The sequence below is a fragment of the Saccharicrinis fermentans DSM 9555 = JCM 21142 genome, assembly GCF_000517085.1.
Classification (GTDB): domain Bacteria; phylum Bacteroidota; class Bacteroidia; order Bacteroidales; family Marinilabiliaceae; genus Saccharicrinis; species Saccharicrinis fermentans.
On sequence record NZ_KI912107.1, the window covers coordinates 4,588,116 to 4,605,889 of the forward strand.

Here is a 17,774-nt window from a genome sequence, read left to right on the forward strand (position 1 = left end):
TTCTTTGTTTTATGTGGGCATAAAAAAAAGTTCTCGGAAACAAGCCGGGACAAAAGTTCTTATTATTATTGAAATACCTACTATTGTGAGTGCAGAACTATTTGTTGATGTATCTCCCGACGAGCTTTCTATTGCATTGCTCGAAGATAGAAGATTGGTAGAGTTAAGAAAGGAAAAAGGCGACGTACAGTTTACCGTAGGCGATATTTACCTGGGAAAGGTGAAAAAAATTATGCCAGGACTGAATGCTGCTTTTGTTGACGTAGGATACGAAAAGGATGCTTTTTTGCATTACTTGGATCTTGGACCCCAGTTTCGTACCCTAAAGAAATTTCTTAATATAGCCAAGACTACTAAAAAGGGAGGCGTTGCCTTACACAAAATGAAAGCTGAGCTGGATATCGATAAAAACGGTACCATTTCAGAAGTTCTCTCCGTAGGTCAGGAAGTGATGGTGCAAATAGCTAAGGAACCCATTTCAACGAAAGGGCCGAGGCTAACTTCCGAATTATCCATTGCAGGACGCAATTTAGTGTTGATGCCTTTTTCAGATAAGGTTTCAGTGAGTCAGAAAATTAAATCTGCCGAAGAACGAAACCGCTTGAAAAAGCTGTTGATTAGCATTAAACCCAAGAATTTTGGGGTTATTGTCCGAACTGTGGCAGAAGGCAAACGAGTAGCCGAGCTGGATAAGGAGTTGAAAACCCTTACCCGTCGCTGGGACGAGCCCACTGCCAAATTATTTAATCTTAAGCCACGGGCATTAGTTGTTGGTGAAATTGGCCGTACCTCAGCCATTCTTAGGGATATTATGAGTCCTTCATTTAACAGCATCTACATTTCTGATCAGGAAATGTGTAAAGAGGTTAGAGAGTATGTGGGCTTGATTGCGCCCGATCGAGAAAAAATTGTGAAAGAATTTAAAGGGGACGTCCCTTTATTTGATCAATTTGGAATTGAAAAACAGATTAAATCGCTTTTTGGAAAAACAGTTTCCTTCAAAAGCGGTGCATATCTTATTATCGAACACACCGAAGCGCTTCATGTTATTGATGTGAATAGCGGAAATCGATCAAAAAATGCAAGTACCCAGGAAAATAATGCCTTGGATGTAAACCTTGCCGCTGCCGATGAAATTGCAAGGCAGTTGAGATTGAGAGATATGGGTGGAATTATAGTGGTCGATTTTATTGATATGCAAAAGTCGGAACACAGGCAAAGAGTGTATGATAAAATGAAGGAAGCGATGACTTCTGACAGAACTAAGCATAACATCCTTCCGCTGAGTAAATTCGGACTCATGCAGATTACCCGCCAACGTGTACGACCGGAATTGTCAATCGAAACCGATGAGACATGCCCTTCCTGCTATGGAACAGGAAAAATTGCACCCGCCATCCTACTCGAAGAGAAGTTGGAAGACAGTATAAAAAAAGCTGTCGAAGGACAAAAGAGTAAAAAGTTGACCCTGAAGGTTCATCCTTATCTGGGAGCGTATCTAACGAAAGGCTTCCCATCCGTTTTTCTAAAATGGAAGTTCAAATACGGTTTTGGACTGAAGATGATTCCTTCCGCCTCATTAAGTTTTTTAGAGTTCAAGATCACCGAAGATAAAGAAAAAAGGGTTGACCATTAGGTCAACCCTTTTTTTATTAAAGACAAACTAGCATATCTACGATAAACAGTTGGAATTAACACCTGAAGAAAAAGACATCATACCATCATCATACCAATCTTATCTCTATAGGTCGAGTGGCTTTATGGAAGCTCGTTATATTGATGATTATCCTATTCGTAATATGCTAGTAAAGCTAAAGGTAAGGCGACGAGGTTGAGAGATTACGATAGATAGTAAAAAGAAAAAGGTAAGCCGTAATTGGGAAGTAATAGCGCAGGGTACTCGAATAAGCGAAGAGTATGCTGCTTTTTTTAAAGAAATTAGTCGATTCTAATGCCATAAGCTGTCAGAGTCTTGAAGTTTATCTGGGCGCACTTGAGGTGGTAGTGCGGCTGGTTTTGAAGGGAAGGAAGTATGCGCCGGACGGAAAGGAAAGCTGATGTAGGGAAGGAAGTGATCTATTGTTCTAGACCTTTTTGGTCCTTTTTATGGCAATGATAAATTAGCGAAGCTTATTCATGAGGGCCTTTTAATATATACTTTCCTGAGTAAAAAGGACATATCGATAAGCAGCAAAAGCAGGGTATGTATCAAAAGAATCAAGTTATCCTCTCTATACAGTAACAATATTTTCAACCTTGAAATGACTTCAAGCAAAATACAAGTAGTTACAGATAACGGAAGTACCAATGCTGCAGCAGAATCTTTCACTGCAAAATAAAGGATTTCAGAAGGCAATTCAGAGGTGTTGTTGATGTAAAGTTCTTTTTATTCAGATTAACAAAAATATTTGCACGACAACTATACCCAATATTTACACCCAACTTTTGGCACTGACCCCAAGCAATCTGTTTTTTACATTACGACACCGGTAGCCTTTTTTGTCTTTGATTAAGAGTGGATAACACGATTAAAAAGTTATGCTTTTTAAGTTTAGTGCTGTAATTTATACTTCACCTGGTTTTATTTAGCTAATGTTTTGTTTTATGAAGAATACTAATCATTCTTATAACCTCTTATATGCTAATGTTCGTAATAGTTTTTAGTTGTTAAATATTTGTTAAAAATAGCACTGTGAATAACAGCCTACGCGTTATTGACGCATGTTTTTACAATACTCATATTAAGCATATTACTCATATTGTGGTTATCATAAGAATTATGGACTTGTCAAATTATTCTTTGTGGTGATAAGGATAGAAATTTATGAACTGACCCTGTAACTGCTTATCCCTCAAAAAAATTAATTATTGATAATTATCTTCTAGTTGTTACTTTATTCATGTAAAATTCTGTTTAACCTAATGTATTCGAAATCAAATTTCATTGGTCATTGAATATATATCGCTAGTCATGTAAAAATGCACGTTAACCATAATAACTCTAGGTTTTGTCAGAACTAAATTCGTTCTCTTTAAGTCAAAACTTAAAAAACTATTTTTGCAGCCGTTTAACGATAATTAAATTTTAACAGTAAAAAATTATGAGACTGAAGAAACGTAATTTAGTGTCTTTTGCTAGCGCGGCATTAGCTTTAAGTTTAACCTTTACAGGTTGTATTGATAATGAGGAGTCTGATGGTGTATATGCCATGAGGCAAGCACAGGCTGCATTGATTAATGCGAAGGCAGAAGCAGAAACCATCCTTGCAACTGCACAAGCTGCCTATGATAATGCCAGAGCGCAAGTTGAACTTGCTGAGGCTAAAGTTATTGAGGCAGAAGCAGATTATCAAGTGTTACAAAACGAGGCAAAACAGCTTGAGAATAGTATTCAAGCAGAGCGTGATGCTGCAGAAATAGCTATTTTAGAAGCGCAATTAGAGGTAACCTTGGCTGAGCAAAAAAAGGCTTTGGCTGATGCTGAAAACGCTATTGAATTAGCTGCCTTAGTGAATGAGCAAGTTTTAGCAGAAGCTCAACAAGATTTAGCAGAGGCTTTGCAAGATCTTAAAGATAGAGTGGCTGCAGAAGAAATTGAAAACTCTGTATTAGAAACTTATGTAGATCGTTACGATGTGCTTACTGTAGAGATCACTAATCTTCAGGAAGAAATTGTAGGACTTACAGCAGAGATTGCATTGGATAAATTGTATGCAATTGGCGGTGATTCTGAAAAATTAATTGATGAATTGGCTAAAGTAATCGCTGAAAAAAATGCTGATAAAGCCGACCAAGAAGCTTTACAGGCTCGTTATGAAGCTGTTCTTACTGATTTATCTTCTATTGACGCCGAAATTGTTTCTGCAAAAGATGAAGTTGCTGCATTAGAAGCAAGTATCGTAGAAACAGATGTACTATTAGAAGATGAAGAAGATAAAGTTCGTCTTGCTGCTCAAAACATGTCTGATGCTCGTTTAGCTTATGATGGACAATATTATGTCATCAATGTGAACGGAACAATTGGTGCCCTAACTACCAAATCAGGTTATGAAATGGACGCTGAGTATTTAATGGATGAGGCATTTGACGCTTATAACTACGCATCCGATCTTAAAGATGTTGTGGATGACTTTGAAGGAAACGATCCGGTTGAACATGAAGTAGATGCAGAATTGTTTACTACTTATGATTATGAATTGGAAGAGTCACACATGGTAGCTGCCAATGCTCGATTGAAAGCAGAAGGTGGAAGTACATCTTATTTATTTAGAGAAATTGATTTTTACGAAGATATTGTAAGCTCTACTTCTGATGCAGATGATAAAGAAGATGCACAATTAATCATCGACTTCCTTAAACTAGTAGTGACTGGTTACGAAGAAGAAATTGGTGGAACTACTACTGAAGCCGGTGTGGAAGCTTTAAGAAATGCTTATTTTGCTGCTAAAGATGTGTATATAGCTAAAGAACTTGCTTTTGATAATGCCTCAGATGCTTATGATGCTGCGGTTGAAGCCAAAGCTGTCATTGAAGCCACTAAAGCCGAAGCTCAGGCTGATATTGACAATCTTGAAGATTATATTACAACTATTCAAGATGGTAACAAGGAAATGATTGAAGAGGCTATTAGCGATGCTAAAGAAGCGATCATTTCTATTGAGGAAGCACTTGCAGTTCTTGATATCAATTCTACACAATGGACTGGATTAATTGCTGTTAAAGAACTAGAGTTGTCTCAAAAAGAAGAAAAACTTGCAGTTAAGCAGCAAGAAGCTGATAGTGTTAAGGCGTTAATCGATGCTGAATTAGCTAAATAATACCGAGAAGAAGTATGCAGGAGCTTTATAGATGCTCCTGCTTATGTAAAAATTCTTCTCTTCACTTTAAATTTAGCTACAGATGAAAAATAAAAATATAATTTATTCTCTTTTTTGTGTGTTTGTGCTTTGTTGGTTTTCAACCAATATGGAGGGACAAAACGGAGAGTATACTCCGCAATCAGGTGATAAAATAGTATCGCTTAAGTTTGGTAGGTTGAAGGATTATGGAGAAATAAATGGGTATTACGTTAATCGTATTGCTAACGGAAGTTCTACCTCAGTTATTGATTATCCTACTTTAAGCACAGACGATCCTTCTGCAACAATCTCTATCATTGGGGTGGAAGTGAAGTATTTCCTTTCGCCCAATATAGCATTAAGATTTGGAGGAGGTGGTGCCTTGGCGGGTGTTCCTTCAAGAGACTATGTTCCCGGAGTTAGTGTAGACGGAAGTAGTTCGCCTTATTCTATTCCTTCTTACTCTATGTTGGAGGGGAAAACAACGATGGAAATGTATGGTGATCTTGGTGCAGATTATTATTTCTCTACTAAAGTGAATCGTCTTTTTCCTTATCTAGGTGGTGAAGTAAATGGGGTTTATAGTCAAATGGAAATCTTTGACGGTTTTAGAGGAGTGGACTCTAATGATGAAGTGATTGACACCTATGATACCCGCAGAGGCGAAGCATATGCCTTCGGAGGGGGTATAAATGGTGGTGTAGATTACTATATCGCTCCAGGTTTATTTATCGGAATGGAAGTGAAAGTTGCATCTTATATGTATGCAGTGAAAACTATTTTTCCGCAACCTGGGCTAGATGCACAGGAAGCCGATGCACATAACTTCTCCTTTTTATCTCAACCAGTTATTAAACTTGGGTTCAAATTTTAGATAAAAAAGGATAATATATAATCTTAAGGCAGCCTATATAGGCTGCCTTTTTTGGTTTAATACAGTAAAAAAAACGCCGCAGTCATTTTATTAAAATGATTGCGGCGTCGCTGTAGCCCCAACTGGACTCGAACCAGTATCTAGTGTTTAGGAAACACTTGTTCTATCCCTTGAACTATGGGGCCTTCTTTTTTAGGCGATGCAAATATATAATATTAACGCAATTTTAACAACCCTATTGGTATATCTCACTAATAAAATATTGAATGGCTCGTAAGAGCGATTTCTATCTATTCTTTTTTGTGGTGGAGCTGGCTGGTTCGAATAATAGATGCCGATGATGTCTCATTTTTATTTTTGATTCGAACTAAATTACGATTGTTTATAAGAATAATTAGTATTGCTTGCTTGAATTTGTATCTTTATATGTAAATGATCATTCAATTTACTAGCAGAGTTTATGAGGAAAAGTGATAATTCCAATGTTCATTACCTACGTGTAACGCTCGATACGGTGCGTAAGATGAATCAACTGCTGGCTGAAGAGAAGAACCCTAGTGAGTTGGCTGGTAAAGTCTGCGAACTTATGGTTCGTTCGAAGGGGTATCTTTGTTCTTGGATGATTTTGTTGGATGAAGGCCATAGGATGACACATATGTATAGTGCCGGATGTGTTAATGGGCTTGATTTATTGAAAGCAGATGTTGTAAAGGGGAAGCTTCCTATGTATTTTCAAGTAGCCATTGAAAAAAGAAAGCTTATTAGCTTTGAGAATTCAATGATGGATTGTCCGTTGTGTGTTCCCGGTAAAAAAAACTGGACTTGTTTTATTGCTCCACTTCAGATCAACCATACAACTTATGGCTTATTATTTTCGGCTATTTCCAATGAGGACATACCTGTTTTATTAGAAAAGGAGACATACAGAAATATGGCCAGCTCCGTTAGTCTGGCTTTGGCTAATATAAAGGATCAGAAAACATCAAAAGAGGAGCGTTATTTGATAAAAAAGAGCGAGTTGAAATACAAGTCGCTGGTTGATTCTTTAAGTGATTCTCTTTTTATCATTCAGGATGGTATTATTAAGTATATGAACCCTGCTTTGAGTAAAGTTTTTGGATATGCTGAAGAGGAGGTTGTAGGGAAGGATTACTTTCTGTTTTCTCCTGGTCAAGAGCGGGAAAGAATCATTGAAATTCACCGCAAAAGATTACTCGGAGAAAAGATGGATGCTGTCTATGAGACTGTAGGAATCTCCAAGGATGGCGTAAATGTTCCTATTGAGGTGAATGTGACAGCGATTGAGTTTGAAGGAAGAGCAGCTCAGCAGGTTATTCTGCGTGATATATCTGCATATATTGAAAAGACTAAAAAGTTGTCTGATTCTGAACGATTGGTGAATACTTTAATACAGAGTATGCCCAGCGGATTTGTTTTAATAGGAGACGATTATAAAATATACCGTATTAATAAACGTACCAGTGATGTTACTGGCTTTGCCATGGAAGAACTGGTAGGTCAATATTGTGATGTGATCTGTCCTAAGGGATCGCAATCAAAGGACTGCCCAGTATGGGAAAATGGACAAGTTCAATTTACCGGAATGGATACGACCATTAAATGTAAGGATGGTTGTGAAACACCAGTATTAAAGAATGCTCAGATTCTTGAAATAGATGGCAAGAGGTATGTTCTAGAGAGTTTTTTGGATATTACAGTCAAAAAAAGAGCCGAAGAGCAATTGATAAAGGCCAAAGATATGGCAGAGGAAAATGATCGCTTAAAATCGGCTTTTCTGGCCAATATGAGCCATGAGATCAGGACCCCTGTGAATGGTATATTAGGATTTGCCGAATTATTAAAGGATCCTGAATTGGAAGGGGATGATCAACGTAAATTTGTGGAGGTTATTTGTAAAAGTGGAGAACGGATGCTGAATACCATCAATGATATTATTGACATCTCTAAGATAGAGACGGGTTCCATGAAGGTGACTTTAAGAAAAGTGAACCTGAATGCCTTGGTTAGTGATCTGTATCAGTTTTTTTTACCGCAAGCAACCAGTAAAGGACTTGATTTGATAGTGAAGCAATCTGAAAATTGTGTGTTGGAAATGTTTACTGATATTGATAAAATAAACTCTATCTTGACCAATCTACTTCGCAATGCCATTAAGTTCACTGAAAAGGGAAGTATTATTTTGCGCTGCAGAAAATATGAAAGGGAAGTAGAATTGGCCGTAATTGATACCGGTATTGGTATTCATAAGGAGAGACAAACAACAATTTTTGATCGCTTTGTTCAAGCCGATACTACCACTTCTAAAAAGTACGAAGGGTCGGGACTTGGTTTGGCCATCACTAAATCCTTTGTTGAAATGCTTGGTGGATCCATCCTGCTTGCGTCAGAACAGGGAAAAGGAAGTACTTTTATTGTACGTCTGCCACTTAGTGAAGTGCAACCTGATGTATCGCATTAAACAGTGGTGTTAACACGAACAGAATTAAATCCTAAAAATGTGTAGGTTTAAACAGTTGGATCTTATGAAAAATGTTTTCAAAGGCTAGCAGGGTAATCGACCGTTTTCATGTTCAGAAATTAGCCTGTGATGTAGTGCCGGAGAAACGAATTCAACACCGATGGGAAGCTATTGATCAGGACAACAAAGACTACAAACAGGCCAAAAAGGAAGGAAAGCAATACCTGTGTGAGCTTGGGGGTATCTTCAATTAAAACATGGAGGGTGACAATTTATCCATAACCATTCCCATCATGTAGTTCTAATACATCATCCAGGTGCAATACAAAAGTAAAGGATTTAGCAAACTGTTGAGGGGAGTTGATGATGTAAAGTTCTCCCCTTGCAGGTCAACAAAAATTTATGCCCGATAAGTTACTTATGTATTAGACACAGCATATTTACTTGATACGCGGAAAACCTATTGTATGGTCGCCCTAGTGTGCTTCGTGCCAGTTGGCTCCCACGCCCATATCTACTGATAGTGGCACCGATAGCTTACAAGCATTCTCCATTTTTGTTTTCACAATTTCCTTGACTTCTTCCAGTTCACTTTTTAAAACATCGAAGTTCAATTCATCGTGTACCTGTAAAATCATCTGTGATTGGAGCTTTCGTATATCCAACTCGGCTTGTATGTTCACCATAGCCATCTTGATGATATCGGCAGCTGTTCCTTGTATAGGCGCATTGATGGCATTGCGTTCGGCCATTCCACGTACCACACCATTTCGCGAATTGATATCAGGTAAGTTCCTTTTTCTACCAAAGACAGTCTCTACGTATCCATTTTCACGGGCTATTTCTATACTTTTGTCCATGTAGGCTTTTACATCAGGGAAGTTCTCAAAATATCCATCAATTAGTTGTTTGGCTTCGCTGCGTGAAATGGTTAAACGCTCCGCTAATCCAAAGGCTGATATTCCGTAAATAATACCAAAGTTAGCTGTTTTGGCTTTTCGTCTCATATCCGAGGTAACCTCATCTAAGGATACTTTGAATATTTTAGCGGCGGTAGCTGCATGAATATCTTCACCATTATTAAAGGCTTCTACCAATTGCTTGTCCTGGCTTAAATGGGCCATCAAACGAAGTTCTACCTGGGAGTAGTCGGCAGACAGAAAAACATGGTCATTGTTGCTGGGTATAAATGCCTTGCGTATTTCTCTTCCATCTTCGTCGCGAATGGGTATGTTTTGCAAGTTTGGGTTTGTTGAATTAAGTCTTCCTGTTACCACCACTGCCTGATTATAGGTGGTATGTATTTTACCTGTTTTCGGATTTACCAATTGAGGCAAGGCCTCAACGTAGGTATTTAGTAGTTTTTTTAAGCCTCTAAACTCAAGAATCTTATCAATAATATTGTGTTTGCCTTTTAGTTTGGTCAGGGTTTCTTCACTGGTGCTGAATTGTCCTGATTTCGTTTTCTTGGCTTTGGCATCAATTTTCATATGTTCAAATAACACCTCGCCTACTTGTTTGGGACTGCCTACATTAAATTCCATCCCGGCCATTTCTATAATATCTTTTTCGAGCGTTGTTATTCGTACGTTTAGTTTTGTAGCAAATTGATTTAATTCATCTACATCTAGCTGAACTCCTGTGGCTTCCATTTGGGCGAGTACCAAAACCAAAGGCATTTCAGTTTGGTAAAAAAGTTCATCCAGACCGGCTTCTTTTATTTTGGGTTCCAGGTATTCTTTTAGCTGTAGGGTGATATCTGCATCTTCGGCAGCATATTCTTTGGCTTTGTTTAGTTCTACATGGCGAAAATTTAACTGACCTTTTCCTTTTTTGCCTATTAGTGATTCTATCTTAACTGGCGTGTATCCCAAATAGGTCTCAGCCATAAAGTCCATATTATTTTTCTGTCCGGGAAATGCCAAGTGGTGTGCGACCATGGTATCGAATATTTTTCCCTTTACATGAATGCCGTAGTTTCTTAAAACGAGGATGTCATATTTCAGATTCTGGCCTATTTTAACGATGTTTTCATCTTCCAGTACTTTTTTAAAACGTTGCGCCAAAGATATTGCTTGTTGTTGTTCTTCAGGAAACGGAACATAATAGGCTTCTCCCTTCTTCCAGGAAAAGGAAATGCCAACCAATTCTGCAATACCCGTATTTAAGCTAGTGGTTTCGGTATCAAAGCAGAATTCTTTTTGAATACTTAGTTCAGCGGCCAATGAGGCGTAGGCTTGATCATTGTCAACAAGGTAATATTGATGGGGTAGGTCTTCAATGGTCTTTAGTGAGGAGGAAAAGGCAGTTGTTTCTGCCACTTGGGGCTGACCAAATAGGTCGCCTTGGGCTGGCATAGCAGCGGGTGCCGAAGCTAAACCAAAACGAGGCATCATACTTTTAAATTCCAATTCCTCCAGTAGAGGCATCAGTTTTTCCGGATTCGGTTCTGATATTTCTAAGTTTTTTTCATTCAGTTCAATGGGTACATCTAGTTTGATGGTTGCTAGTGTATAAGAAAGCTCCACCTGTTCTTTAAAATTGATCAGGTTTTCTTTTCTTTTTCCTTTGAATTCATCTATGTGATCATAGATTCCAGTGATACTTTTGTATTTGGCAATGATATCTTTGGCACCTTTTTCACCAATACCAGGACAGCCCGGAATATTGTCGGAGGCATCACCCATCAAAGCTAATATATCTATTACTTGAATAGGTTCTTCAATGGCAAATTTTTCTTGTACTTCAGGTATACCCAATATATCCATACCACCTCCTTTACTGCGGGGCTTGAACATCTTCACATTAGCTGTTACCAGTTGAGCATAGTCTTTGTCGGGTGTCATCATAAACACTTCAAAGCCAGCTTTGTCTGCCTTGTGTGAGATGGTGCCAATCACATCGTCGGCCTCATAACCATATACCTCCAATATTGGAATATTCAGGGCCTCCAACAGTCTTTTGATATATGGAACGGCCAATTTAATGTCTTCAGGAGTTGCTTCACGTTGTGCTTTGTAGGGTTTATACATTTCGTGACGAAAAGTTGGACCTGCAGGATCAAAGGCAACAGCTAGATGGGAGGGTTTTTCTTTTTGTATGACCTCCAGCAAAGAATTGGTAAAACCATAGATAGCAGAGGTGTTGAGCTTTTTGGAGTTGATACGTGGTGCACGTATAAATGCATAATAGGCTCTATATATCAATGCGTATGCATCCAGCAGGAATAACTTTTTATTTTCTTCCATCTTATTAAGTGTAAGGAATTAAGATATAAGTACGATGATTGGGGTTAAATATATGGTTTTATTATTTTTTTCTTTCGGTGGTAAAAACGACCAGTTCTTTTAAGGATTGTTTGGCTTCAGAGTCTTCAAATTTTTCTAATATTTCCAATGCCTTATTTTTATATTCAATCATTTTGCGATGGGTATATTCTATCCCTCCGTTTTGGCGTACAAACTCGATGACCTCGGCCACTTTCTTATCGTTTTTATGATAGCGGCGAATGATAGATAGTATTCTTTTACGTTCTTTGACTTCACAGTTGTTGAGTACATAAATCAAAGGAAGTGTCATCTTTTTTTCTCGGATATCGTTTCCTGTAGGTTTTCCGATCAGGTCATTTTTTTCATAATCAAAAAGGTCGTCTTTTATCTGAAAGGCGATTCCCAGATAGGTACCAAATTGATTCATCATTTCCCTTTTGTCATCAGCTGCGTCTACAGAATAGGCTCCGGCTGTTGTGCAAGCAGCTATGAGCGTGGCTGTTTTTTTGGTGATGATTTGGTAATATACTTCTTCTGTGATATCTAATTTACGGCTTTTTTCAATTTGAAGCAACTCTCCTTCTGCCATTTCTTTTACAGCGGTAGATACCACTTTTAAGGTGCCAATCTGATTGGTGTCCAATGCCAGCATTAGACCCTTTGATAGAAAGTAATCGCCTACCAGTACTGCTATTTTCGATTTCCAAAGAGCATTAATTGAAAAAAAGCCACGGCGTTGATAGGTTTCGTCTACCACATCATCGTGAATAAGAGTAGCTGTGTGTAACAGTTCTATCAATGTAGCCGCTACGTAGGTAGATTCTGAAATGGTACCGGTTAGTTTGGCCGAAAGAAATACCAACATGGGACGCATTTGTTTACCTTTTCTGCGAAGTATATAATTGGTGATGATGCTCAATAAAGGGATTTTGGATTTAAGCTGTTTGTTAAAAAAAGGCTCAAATCGCTCCATCTCAGTCTTTATGGGGCGTTTAATGCTACTTGATGATGCCATATGTTGGTATTGCGCTAACTTAATTGATTAAAACGTCCAAATTTAATGAATTAATTTAAGGAGACACGTTTATATGTCTCAACTTTATATTGAATTTATTCGAATGCGTGATCTTTTTTGTACCTTTTGCTCGTTTAACAGGTTATAACAATGTTCATCAGTTAATCATAAAAGATTTGTGTACCACCCATAGTGAAATATCCAATCATACAGATATTGAACATGTGTAAACGTAATTGAGGATGATTAAAAGAGTGATGTAGTATATTGCAAATTATGCATCTTTTTTTATGTATTCGTGGGCACCGGAAGGGGTTATTTATGGATTTCCAGCATATTTAATGTTGTTTAACCTTTTGGCATGGTCGCATTCTGTATTTTTGGAGTTTTTAAATGATCATGTGTTATGCAAAAAACTGAAACGTCCAAACAGCCCCTTTTCTTTTATGGATTTGTTATTGTTGTCATTGGAACGCTTGGTGTTTGGGCCAGTGTTCCGGGGCAAACCATGGGCATTAGTACTTTTACCGACCCGGTGAAAGATGCTTTGGGCTTAGATAGAAATGAATTTAGTTTGGCGTATGCATTTGGAACTATTGCAAGTTCTTTACTTTTAGGTATAGCTGGTCGATGGTTTGATATTTATGGCGCGCGTAAAGTGGCCACTTTTGCGGCTTTAGGACTGGCTCTGGCCTTGGCCATCAGTTCCCAGTCGCAGGTTATTTCAGCATTTATTTTAAATATATTGGGCATCCAATCTTGGGTGGTTCCCTTTGTGGTGATGATCATCTGTTTCTTTTTTATTCGTTTTGCTGGCCAGGGGGTGCTTACGCTTGCCTCTCGTAATATGATCATGCTTTGGTTTGACAAATTTAGAGGAACGGTGAATGCTTTTAGTTCCATCGCCGTGTCTTTAGGTTTTTCTATTTCTCCGCTGATGATCAATTATTTGATAGAAGGTAATGGATGGCAGAAGGCTTGGCAAATAATGGCTTTGGTATTGGTTTTGGTGTCTATTGTTATTTATTTGTTGTACAGAGATTCGCCTGAAGTGATGGGATTGAAACCGGATGGTAATTTGTTGAAAAAAAATAACAAAGAAAAGAGTGACAGTGAAAGGAGACAGTTTACAAGAGGTGAAGCGTTGAGCACCAGGGCTTTCTGGATGTATGGACTGATGTTGGCTTTTAATGGTTATTTTGTAACTGGATTAACATTTAATATTGTATCGGTTTTTGATAGTGTTGGCTTAACCAAGGCAGATGCCATATCCATCTTTGTACCCATGTCCATCATATCGGTCATCACTTCTTTTGTTTTTAACGCCATGAGTGATTTCATTAAACTTAAAAAACTTTTGTATGTGATGATTCTGGGGGGTATTATTGATTCGTTGGGATTGGCATTTTTGTCCCATTCGTGGGGTTATTATATGCTAGTGGCCGGTTCGGGAATTATGGGTGGTATGTTTGCTGTACTTTCATCGGTGGTGTGGCCTCGTTTTTACGGCAGAAAAAATTTGGGTGCTATTTCGGGAGTGAGTATGCAGATGATTGTTTTTTCCAGTGCATTGGGGCCATTTTTATTTAGTAGCTCACTTAAGTTTTTTGGTTCATATTCTGTGGTAGCCTTGTCCGGGTTAATAGGATTGGCTATTATTGCTGTTTTTTCTGTTAAAGCAGATAACCCTCAATAGCATTGAGGTAAGTGCTGGTTTTTCGTAGGCATCACCACGATCCGGGGTATATAGAGATACCAAAGGAGATAGGGTAGAGCTCAGGACCTTTGCCGTTTTCAAACATCTGGCTTAGGTAATAGGTGCCGTACAAGTTAATGGCTTTAAATCCGATGCGCACATGTGCACCGTATCTAAAATCATTTAAAGCAAAGCTATCTTTGTTTTTTTCTTTGTCTTTTTCTCCATCTACCTTGGTTACTATTTTGGTATATGATTTTAATCGGTATCCACCTATTACGCCCGTTGAAATGTAAAAGGCGCTGTGCCTTCTTTTGCTAAATTGAAGTTCAAACATAACGGGTACGTTTAAGTATAGGGTTGTTAATTTGTTTTTCTCCAGAGGGTCGGTGATGGCGGCAGAGCTGAGATTTCCATCCTCGTCTATAATTGGGATATTGGGGTTGTCAAAACGGTAGTTATTATAGTTCAATCCCACACCTGTCACAAATCCCACACCTTGACTTAAACCTATGTTTTGTTGTAAGGCATTGATGTTTAGTTCTATGGATTTGCCAGTGTGAAGAGATAGGTACTGATAACCATCCGGTAGAGAAAACTCCTTTTGGTTATTTACAAAGTTATTTAAACCCAAATCAATACCCCAAAAATGGCCCTTGAATTTGTGTGATTTCCGTTTTTTTTGATCGTTCCAATTACTTTCGTCTTTATTAAAGCTGAATTCTTTTGTGCCTTCTTGTTCTACGATATCTACTTCTGAACCAAAAAAATGAAAGGTGGTGGTATCTCCATCTACTATTTTTATTTTTGATGTGATGATTTTACCATCCTCTTTAAATTGCTTGTTATTATAAAAAACGGTATCTCTTTGGTCTTCATCCACCTCTTGTATGGTAGTAGCATTGCCATTGGTGTCGATATAAGAGATTTTTCCGTTTTGAACAACTTGCGCTATGCCATTTTTAAAGTCACTTATCCGTTGATATTCACAGGGTATAATTTCAAGCCCTTGTGAATTGATGTAACCCATTTTCCCGTTTCGCAGTACTTTGGCTTTACCATCTTTAAATTCCCATATTTTTTGGTAAACAGCGGGTATGAATTCCAGTCCGGATGAGTTGACATATCCTGTTTTTCCATTTTTAAGTACCATGGCTTTGCCATCTTCAAAAGCTCTGATTTGATCGTATATGCACGGAATAAATTCGTTGCCGTTTTGGTTGACATAACCAATCTTTCCATTTCGAAGCACACGAGCTTTGCCATCTTCAAAACCCCATATCATTTCATAGATAGTTGGGACAATTAAATCACCGTTGGTGTTATAGATACCCAACTTGCCTCCTTTTAGTACCTTTATATTTCCATTATCTTGTAAATTCCAAACCTGATCATTTTCACAGGGGATGATTAAATCACCGTATTGATTTACCAGTCCTATCTTACTGTTTTCCATGACCCGATAAAAGCCATCGCTTATTTCCCAATATTTGTCGTACGCTTTCAAAAAAGGCTTATCCTGCGCATGGACGATGATGGAAGAAGTAGTAATAAGTAGTATGATTACAAGATATTTCATTCTTACTAAATTAAAAATTTATCAGTGTTAAGCCAACCGTATAAGGTGTTACTTCGGGCCCTTTGTTGGATTCGAATAGAGAGGAAAAGTTATAGGTGCCGTATAACTTTATTATATTGAAACCTACTTGAAACATAGCTCCATATTGAAATGGATTAATATTAATGTCTTGTCTTGATTTCTTTTTGTCGTCACCAAAATAAACTGTTTTTGTGTGTGATCCTAGCCGAAATCCTCCGTAAAGACCTGCCGAAACAAATGCATGCACATTTGAGTTTTCTGGTGTTTGCAGCTCCAATAATAAGGGTATGTTCAGATAAGAAGTCACAATCTTACTCTTTTTTACATGTCTGTCTTCGGTGGGTTGGCCTATGGTTAGTCCATCTTGTTGCACAATTAAGTAATCATTGTCGAAACGATAATTGTACACCGCCCAACCAAGTCCTGTTACAAGTCCAAAATTAGTTTTGTCTTTTCTTAAATCAATGTTGTATTGTAAAAAATTAATACCCACAGTCATAGATTTTCCTGAATTCAAATTCATAAAATCTACCTGGTCACTTTCGTGATAATTATTGAATCCCAGCTGAACCCCAGCCCAATGACCTTTAAATTTATTGCGTAGTACTTTTACCATTCTTACTTTAGTATCGTCGTGGTTTTCTATAAATTCCCATCTTCTTCGGCCAATGGTAATTTTAGCTATGGTGTCGTTATGTTCATTGAGTTCCAGTTTAGCATTAGGAAAACCAATCATGGCATTGTTATTTATATCATCAATAACTATGATGTTAGTCGATTTCTTTTTTTCTTTTGTTTGTGCCAAAATTCCAATAGGAATGAGGAACGCAAAAATAATGAGTATTGTATGTAATTTTGACATAATTCGTATTTTTATAGTAAGAAACTACTGAGTGTTTATTTTTTGAAACTTCCGGATGTTTCGAAAGTATGACGACCCAGTATCTAATTTGTTACAGGTTTATTTTTTATTTTTTGTCGTATGGAGATATTATCTGATTGCACTTCGTAAGCGATCATAACTCCATCCTGATTGATAACTTTTTTCATAGATGTTTCGTTGCCGGATAAAAAATTGATGACCTTGACACCACCGGCTATTGCTTTGGCACTCCTAGATAGGCGTATGCTTTCTTCTTCCACTTGCGACTGCATGTTCAAATATTCTTTTTGGCGTTCGGATATATTATTGGCTATCATCAAGGGCATCATGGCATTTAAACCAAGTTCATAGGCATTTACTCTTTTTGTTTTTAAGGGCTGAATCTCTTTTTTAGGGATAAATTCATATTCTTCCTTTGTTAGGGGCTGTTGCTTTACCACATTTGTCAGGTCAGAGCTTGTGTCCTTTTGCCTATGGTGTAGCTCTGTTTTGCTGGTGGGGTTATGAATAGCTTTTGGGGGAGAGCTTGTTTTTTTTGTGTTTTTAGGCATTGAAATTAATGATGGGGTGTCGTTTACAACGATGGTGTGTAGGTTATTTGTTGATTTTTGGATAAATGGTAAAGCTCCTACCGAAAGTAAAATAGCTATAACTGCAGCTGCACTCATCTTACGAAATGTGTTTAGCTTGAACGAAGGAAGCAATACAACGCGTTTTATATTTCCTTTAAAAAGAAACCGGATGGAGTGGTCTGGTTTTAGTATGGTTTTACCATACAGCGAAAATAGTTTAGCGTGGTTTTTATCTTTTTGGAGGAATGTTGTTTTCCATTCTTTCTCGTCATTACTTAGTTCGGATTCAAGTTCTTTGGTGGCTATGTAATCAGGGTAGGTCATTTCTTGATACGCCTCTGGAGCCTTTAATAAGTCGGATGCGCCATCAAAAGTGACTTCGTCGGCTTTTAGAACCATTTTATCTATGCCTACTAGTTCTTCTTTTAAATGGGGGTTGTTTTCTAAAAATTGAAATAGCAAAACCTGATCAGAATCAGATAGGTTCCCATCCAAATAATCAATCATCCATATTTCGTAATTTGCTGATGTTATCATAACTTCTGATG

11 protein-coding genes and 1 tRNA gene are annotated in these 17,774 nt (G+C 37.8%); 6 read left to right on the forward strand and 6 right to left on the reverse strand.

Going from position 1 to position 17,774, the window contains the following annotated elements; genetic code table 11:
- Positions 1–85: 85 nt before the first annotated feature.
- The 3 genes from CYTFE_RS0118735 (at position 86) to CYTFE_RS28980 (ending at position 5,712) form a co-directional block, all read left to right on the forward strand.
- Positions 86–1,636 (forward strand): Rne/Rng family ribonuclease, encoded by a 1,551-nt coding sequence (locus tag CYTFE_RS0118735; protein ID WP_027473077.1) that lies wholly within the window; start codon positions 86–88, stop codon positions 1,634–1,636.
- A gap of 1,465 nt (positions 1,637–3,101) precedes the next feature.
- On the forward strand, positions 3,102–4,817 hold the full coding sequence (locus tag CYTFE_RS0118740) for a coiled-coil domain-containing protein (protein WP_027473078.1): 1,716 nt from the start codon (positions 3,102–3,104) through the stop codon (positions 4,815–4,817).
- 82 nt (positions 4,818–4,899) lie between these two features.
- Positions 4,900–5,712 carry a BT1926 family outer membrane beta-barrel protein gene (locus tag CYTFE_RS28980; protein WP_027473079.1) on the forward strand — a complete coding sequence of 271 codons (813 nt, stop codon included), beginning with the start codon at positions 4,900–4,902 and terminating at the stop codon, positions 5,710–5,712.
- 113 nt (positions 5,713–5,825) lie between these two features.
- Here CYTFE_RS28980 and CYTFE_RS0118750 read toward each other — a convergent pair.
- A tRNA-Arg gene (locus CYTFE_RS0118750) sits at positions 5,826–5,897 on the reverse strand.
- A 275-nt stretch (positions 5,898–6,172) separates the two neighbouring features.
- Between CYTFE_RS0118750 and CYTFE_RS28985 the strand changes: the two genes are divergently transcribed.
- Together CYTFE_RS28985 and CYTFE_RS31270 are read left to right on the forward strand one after the other, a co-directional pair.
- A complete protein-coding gene (locus CYTFE_RS28985) occupies positions 6,173–8,191 on the forward strand; it encodes a sensor histidine kinase (protein ID WP_052343298.1) in 2,019 nt (672 codons plus the stop codon).
- 71 nt (positions 8,192–8,262) lie between these two features.
- Entirely contained in the window at positions 8,263–8,445 is a 183-nt protein-coding gene (locus CYTFE_RS31270) for a transposase (RefSeq protein WP_027473080.1), read from the forward strand.
- 222 nt (positions 8,446–8,667) lie between these two features.
- Here the strand turns inward: CYTFE_RS31270 and polA are convergent, their stop codons facing one another.
- Positions 8,668–11,439, reverse strand: coding sequence for a DNA polymerase I (gene polA, locus CYTFE_RS0118765; RefSeq protein ID WP_027473081.1), 2,772 nt, complete (start codon positions 11,437–11,439; stop codon positions 8,668–8,670).
- A 61-nt stretch (positions 11,440–11,500) separates the two neighbouring features.
- Positions 11,501–12,475: a polyprenyl synthetase family protein gene (locus CYTFE_RS0118770; protein WP_027473082.1), complete on the reverse strand. Its 975-nt coding sequence runs from the start codon at positions 12,473–12,475 to the stop codon at positions 11,501–11,503.
- 406 nt (positions 12,476–12,881) lie between these two features.
- Here CYTFE_RS0118770 and CYTFE_RS0118775 point away from each other — a divergent pair, with 406 nt between their 5' ends.
- On the forward strand, positions 12,882–14,171 hold the full coding sequence (locus CYTFE_RS0118775) for an MFS transporter (protein WP_027473083.1): 1,290 nt from the start codon (positions 12,882–12,884) through the stop codon (positions 14,169–14,171).
- A 31-nt stretch (positions 14,172–14,202) separates the two neighbouring features.
- Here CYTFE_RS0118775 and CYTFE_RS28990 read toward each other — a convergent pair whose 3' ends face one another.
- The 3 genes from CYTFE_RS28990 to CYTFE_RS0118795 all read right to left on the reverse strand — a co-directional run bounded on the left by CYTFE_RS28990 (position 14,203) and on the right by CYTFE_RS0118795 (position 17,763).
- A complete protein-coding gene (locus CYTFE_RS28990) occupies positions 14,203–15,750 on the reverse strand; it encodes a WG repeat-containing protein (protein ID WP_052343299.1) in 1,548 nt (515 codons plus the stop codon).
- Between the two features lie 10 nt (positions 15,751–15,760).
- Positions 15,761–16,633, reverse strand: a complete 873-nt coding sequence (locus CYTFE_RS0118790; protein WP_052343300.1) for a porin family protein — start codon at positions 16,631–16,633, stop codon at positions 15,761–15,763.
- A gap of 83 nt (positions 16,634–16,716) precedes the next feature.
- The gene (locus CYTFE_RS0118795; RefSeq protein ID WP_027473085.1) at positions 16,717–17,763 is read right to left on the reverse strand and encodes a hypothetical protein; all 1,047 of its coding nucleotides are present in this window, start codon (positions 17,761–17,763) and stop codon (positions 16,717–16,719) included.
- Between the last annotated feature and the right edge of the window lie 11 nt (positions 17,764–17,774).

Excerpts from the sequence above, each read along its gene's own strand:
- CYTFE_RS0118740 (WP_027473078.1), top strand. The coding sequence starts at position 3,102 with ATGAGACTGAAGAAACGTAATTTAGTGTCTTTTGCTAGCGCGGCATTA.
- CYTFE_RS28980 (WP_027473079.1), top strand. The coding sequence starts at position 4,900 with ATGAAAAATAAAAATATAATTTATTCTCTTTTTTGTGTGTTTGTGCTT.
- CYTFE_RS28985 (WP_052343298.1), top strand. The coding sequence starts at position 6,173 with ATGAGGAAAAGTGATAATTCCAATGTTCATTACCTACGTGTAACGCTC.
- CYTFE_RS31270 (WP_027473080.1), top strand. The coding sequence starts at position 8,263 with ATGTTTTCAAAGGCTAGCAGGGTAATCGACCGTTTTCATGTTCAGAAA.
- polA (WP_027473081.1), bottom strand. The coding sequence starts at position 11,439 with ATGGAAGAAAATAAAAAGTTATTCCTGCTGGATGCATACGCATTGATA.
- CYTFE_RS0118770 (WP_027473082.1), bottom strand. The coding sequence starts at position 12,475 with ATGGCATCATCAAGTAGCATTAAACGCCCCATAAAGACTGAGATGGAG.
- CYTFE_RS0118775 (WP_027473083.1), top strand. The coding sequence starts at position 12,882 with ATGCAAAAAACTGAAACGTCCAAACAGCCCCTTTTCTTTTATGGATTT.
- CYTFE_RS28990 (WP_052343299.1), bottom strand. The coding sequence starts at position 15,750 with ATGAAATATCTTGTAATCATACTACTTATTACTACTTCTTCCATCATC.
- CYTFE_RS0118790 (WP_052343300.1), bottom strand. The coding sequence starts at position 16,633 with ATGTCAAAATTACATACAATACTCATTATTTTTGCGTTCCTCATTCCT.
- CYTFE_RS0118795 (WP_027473085.1), bottom strand. The coding sequence starts at position 17,763 with ATGATAACATCAGCAAATTACGAAATATGGATGATTGATTATTTGGAT.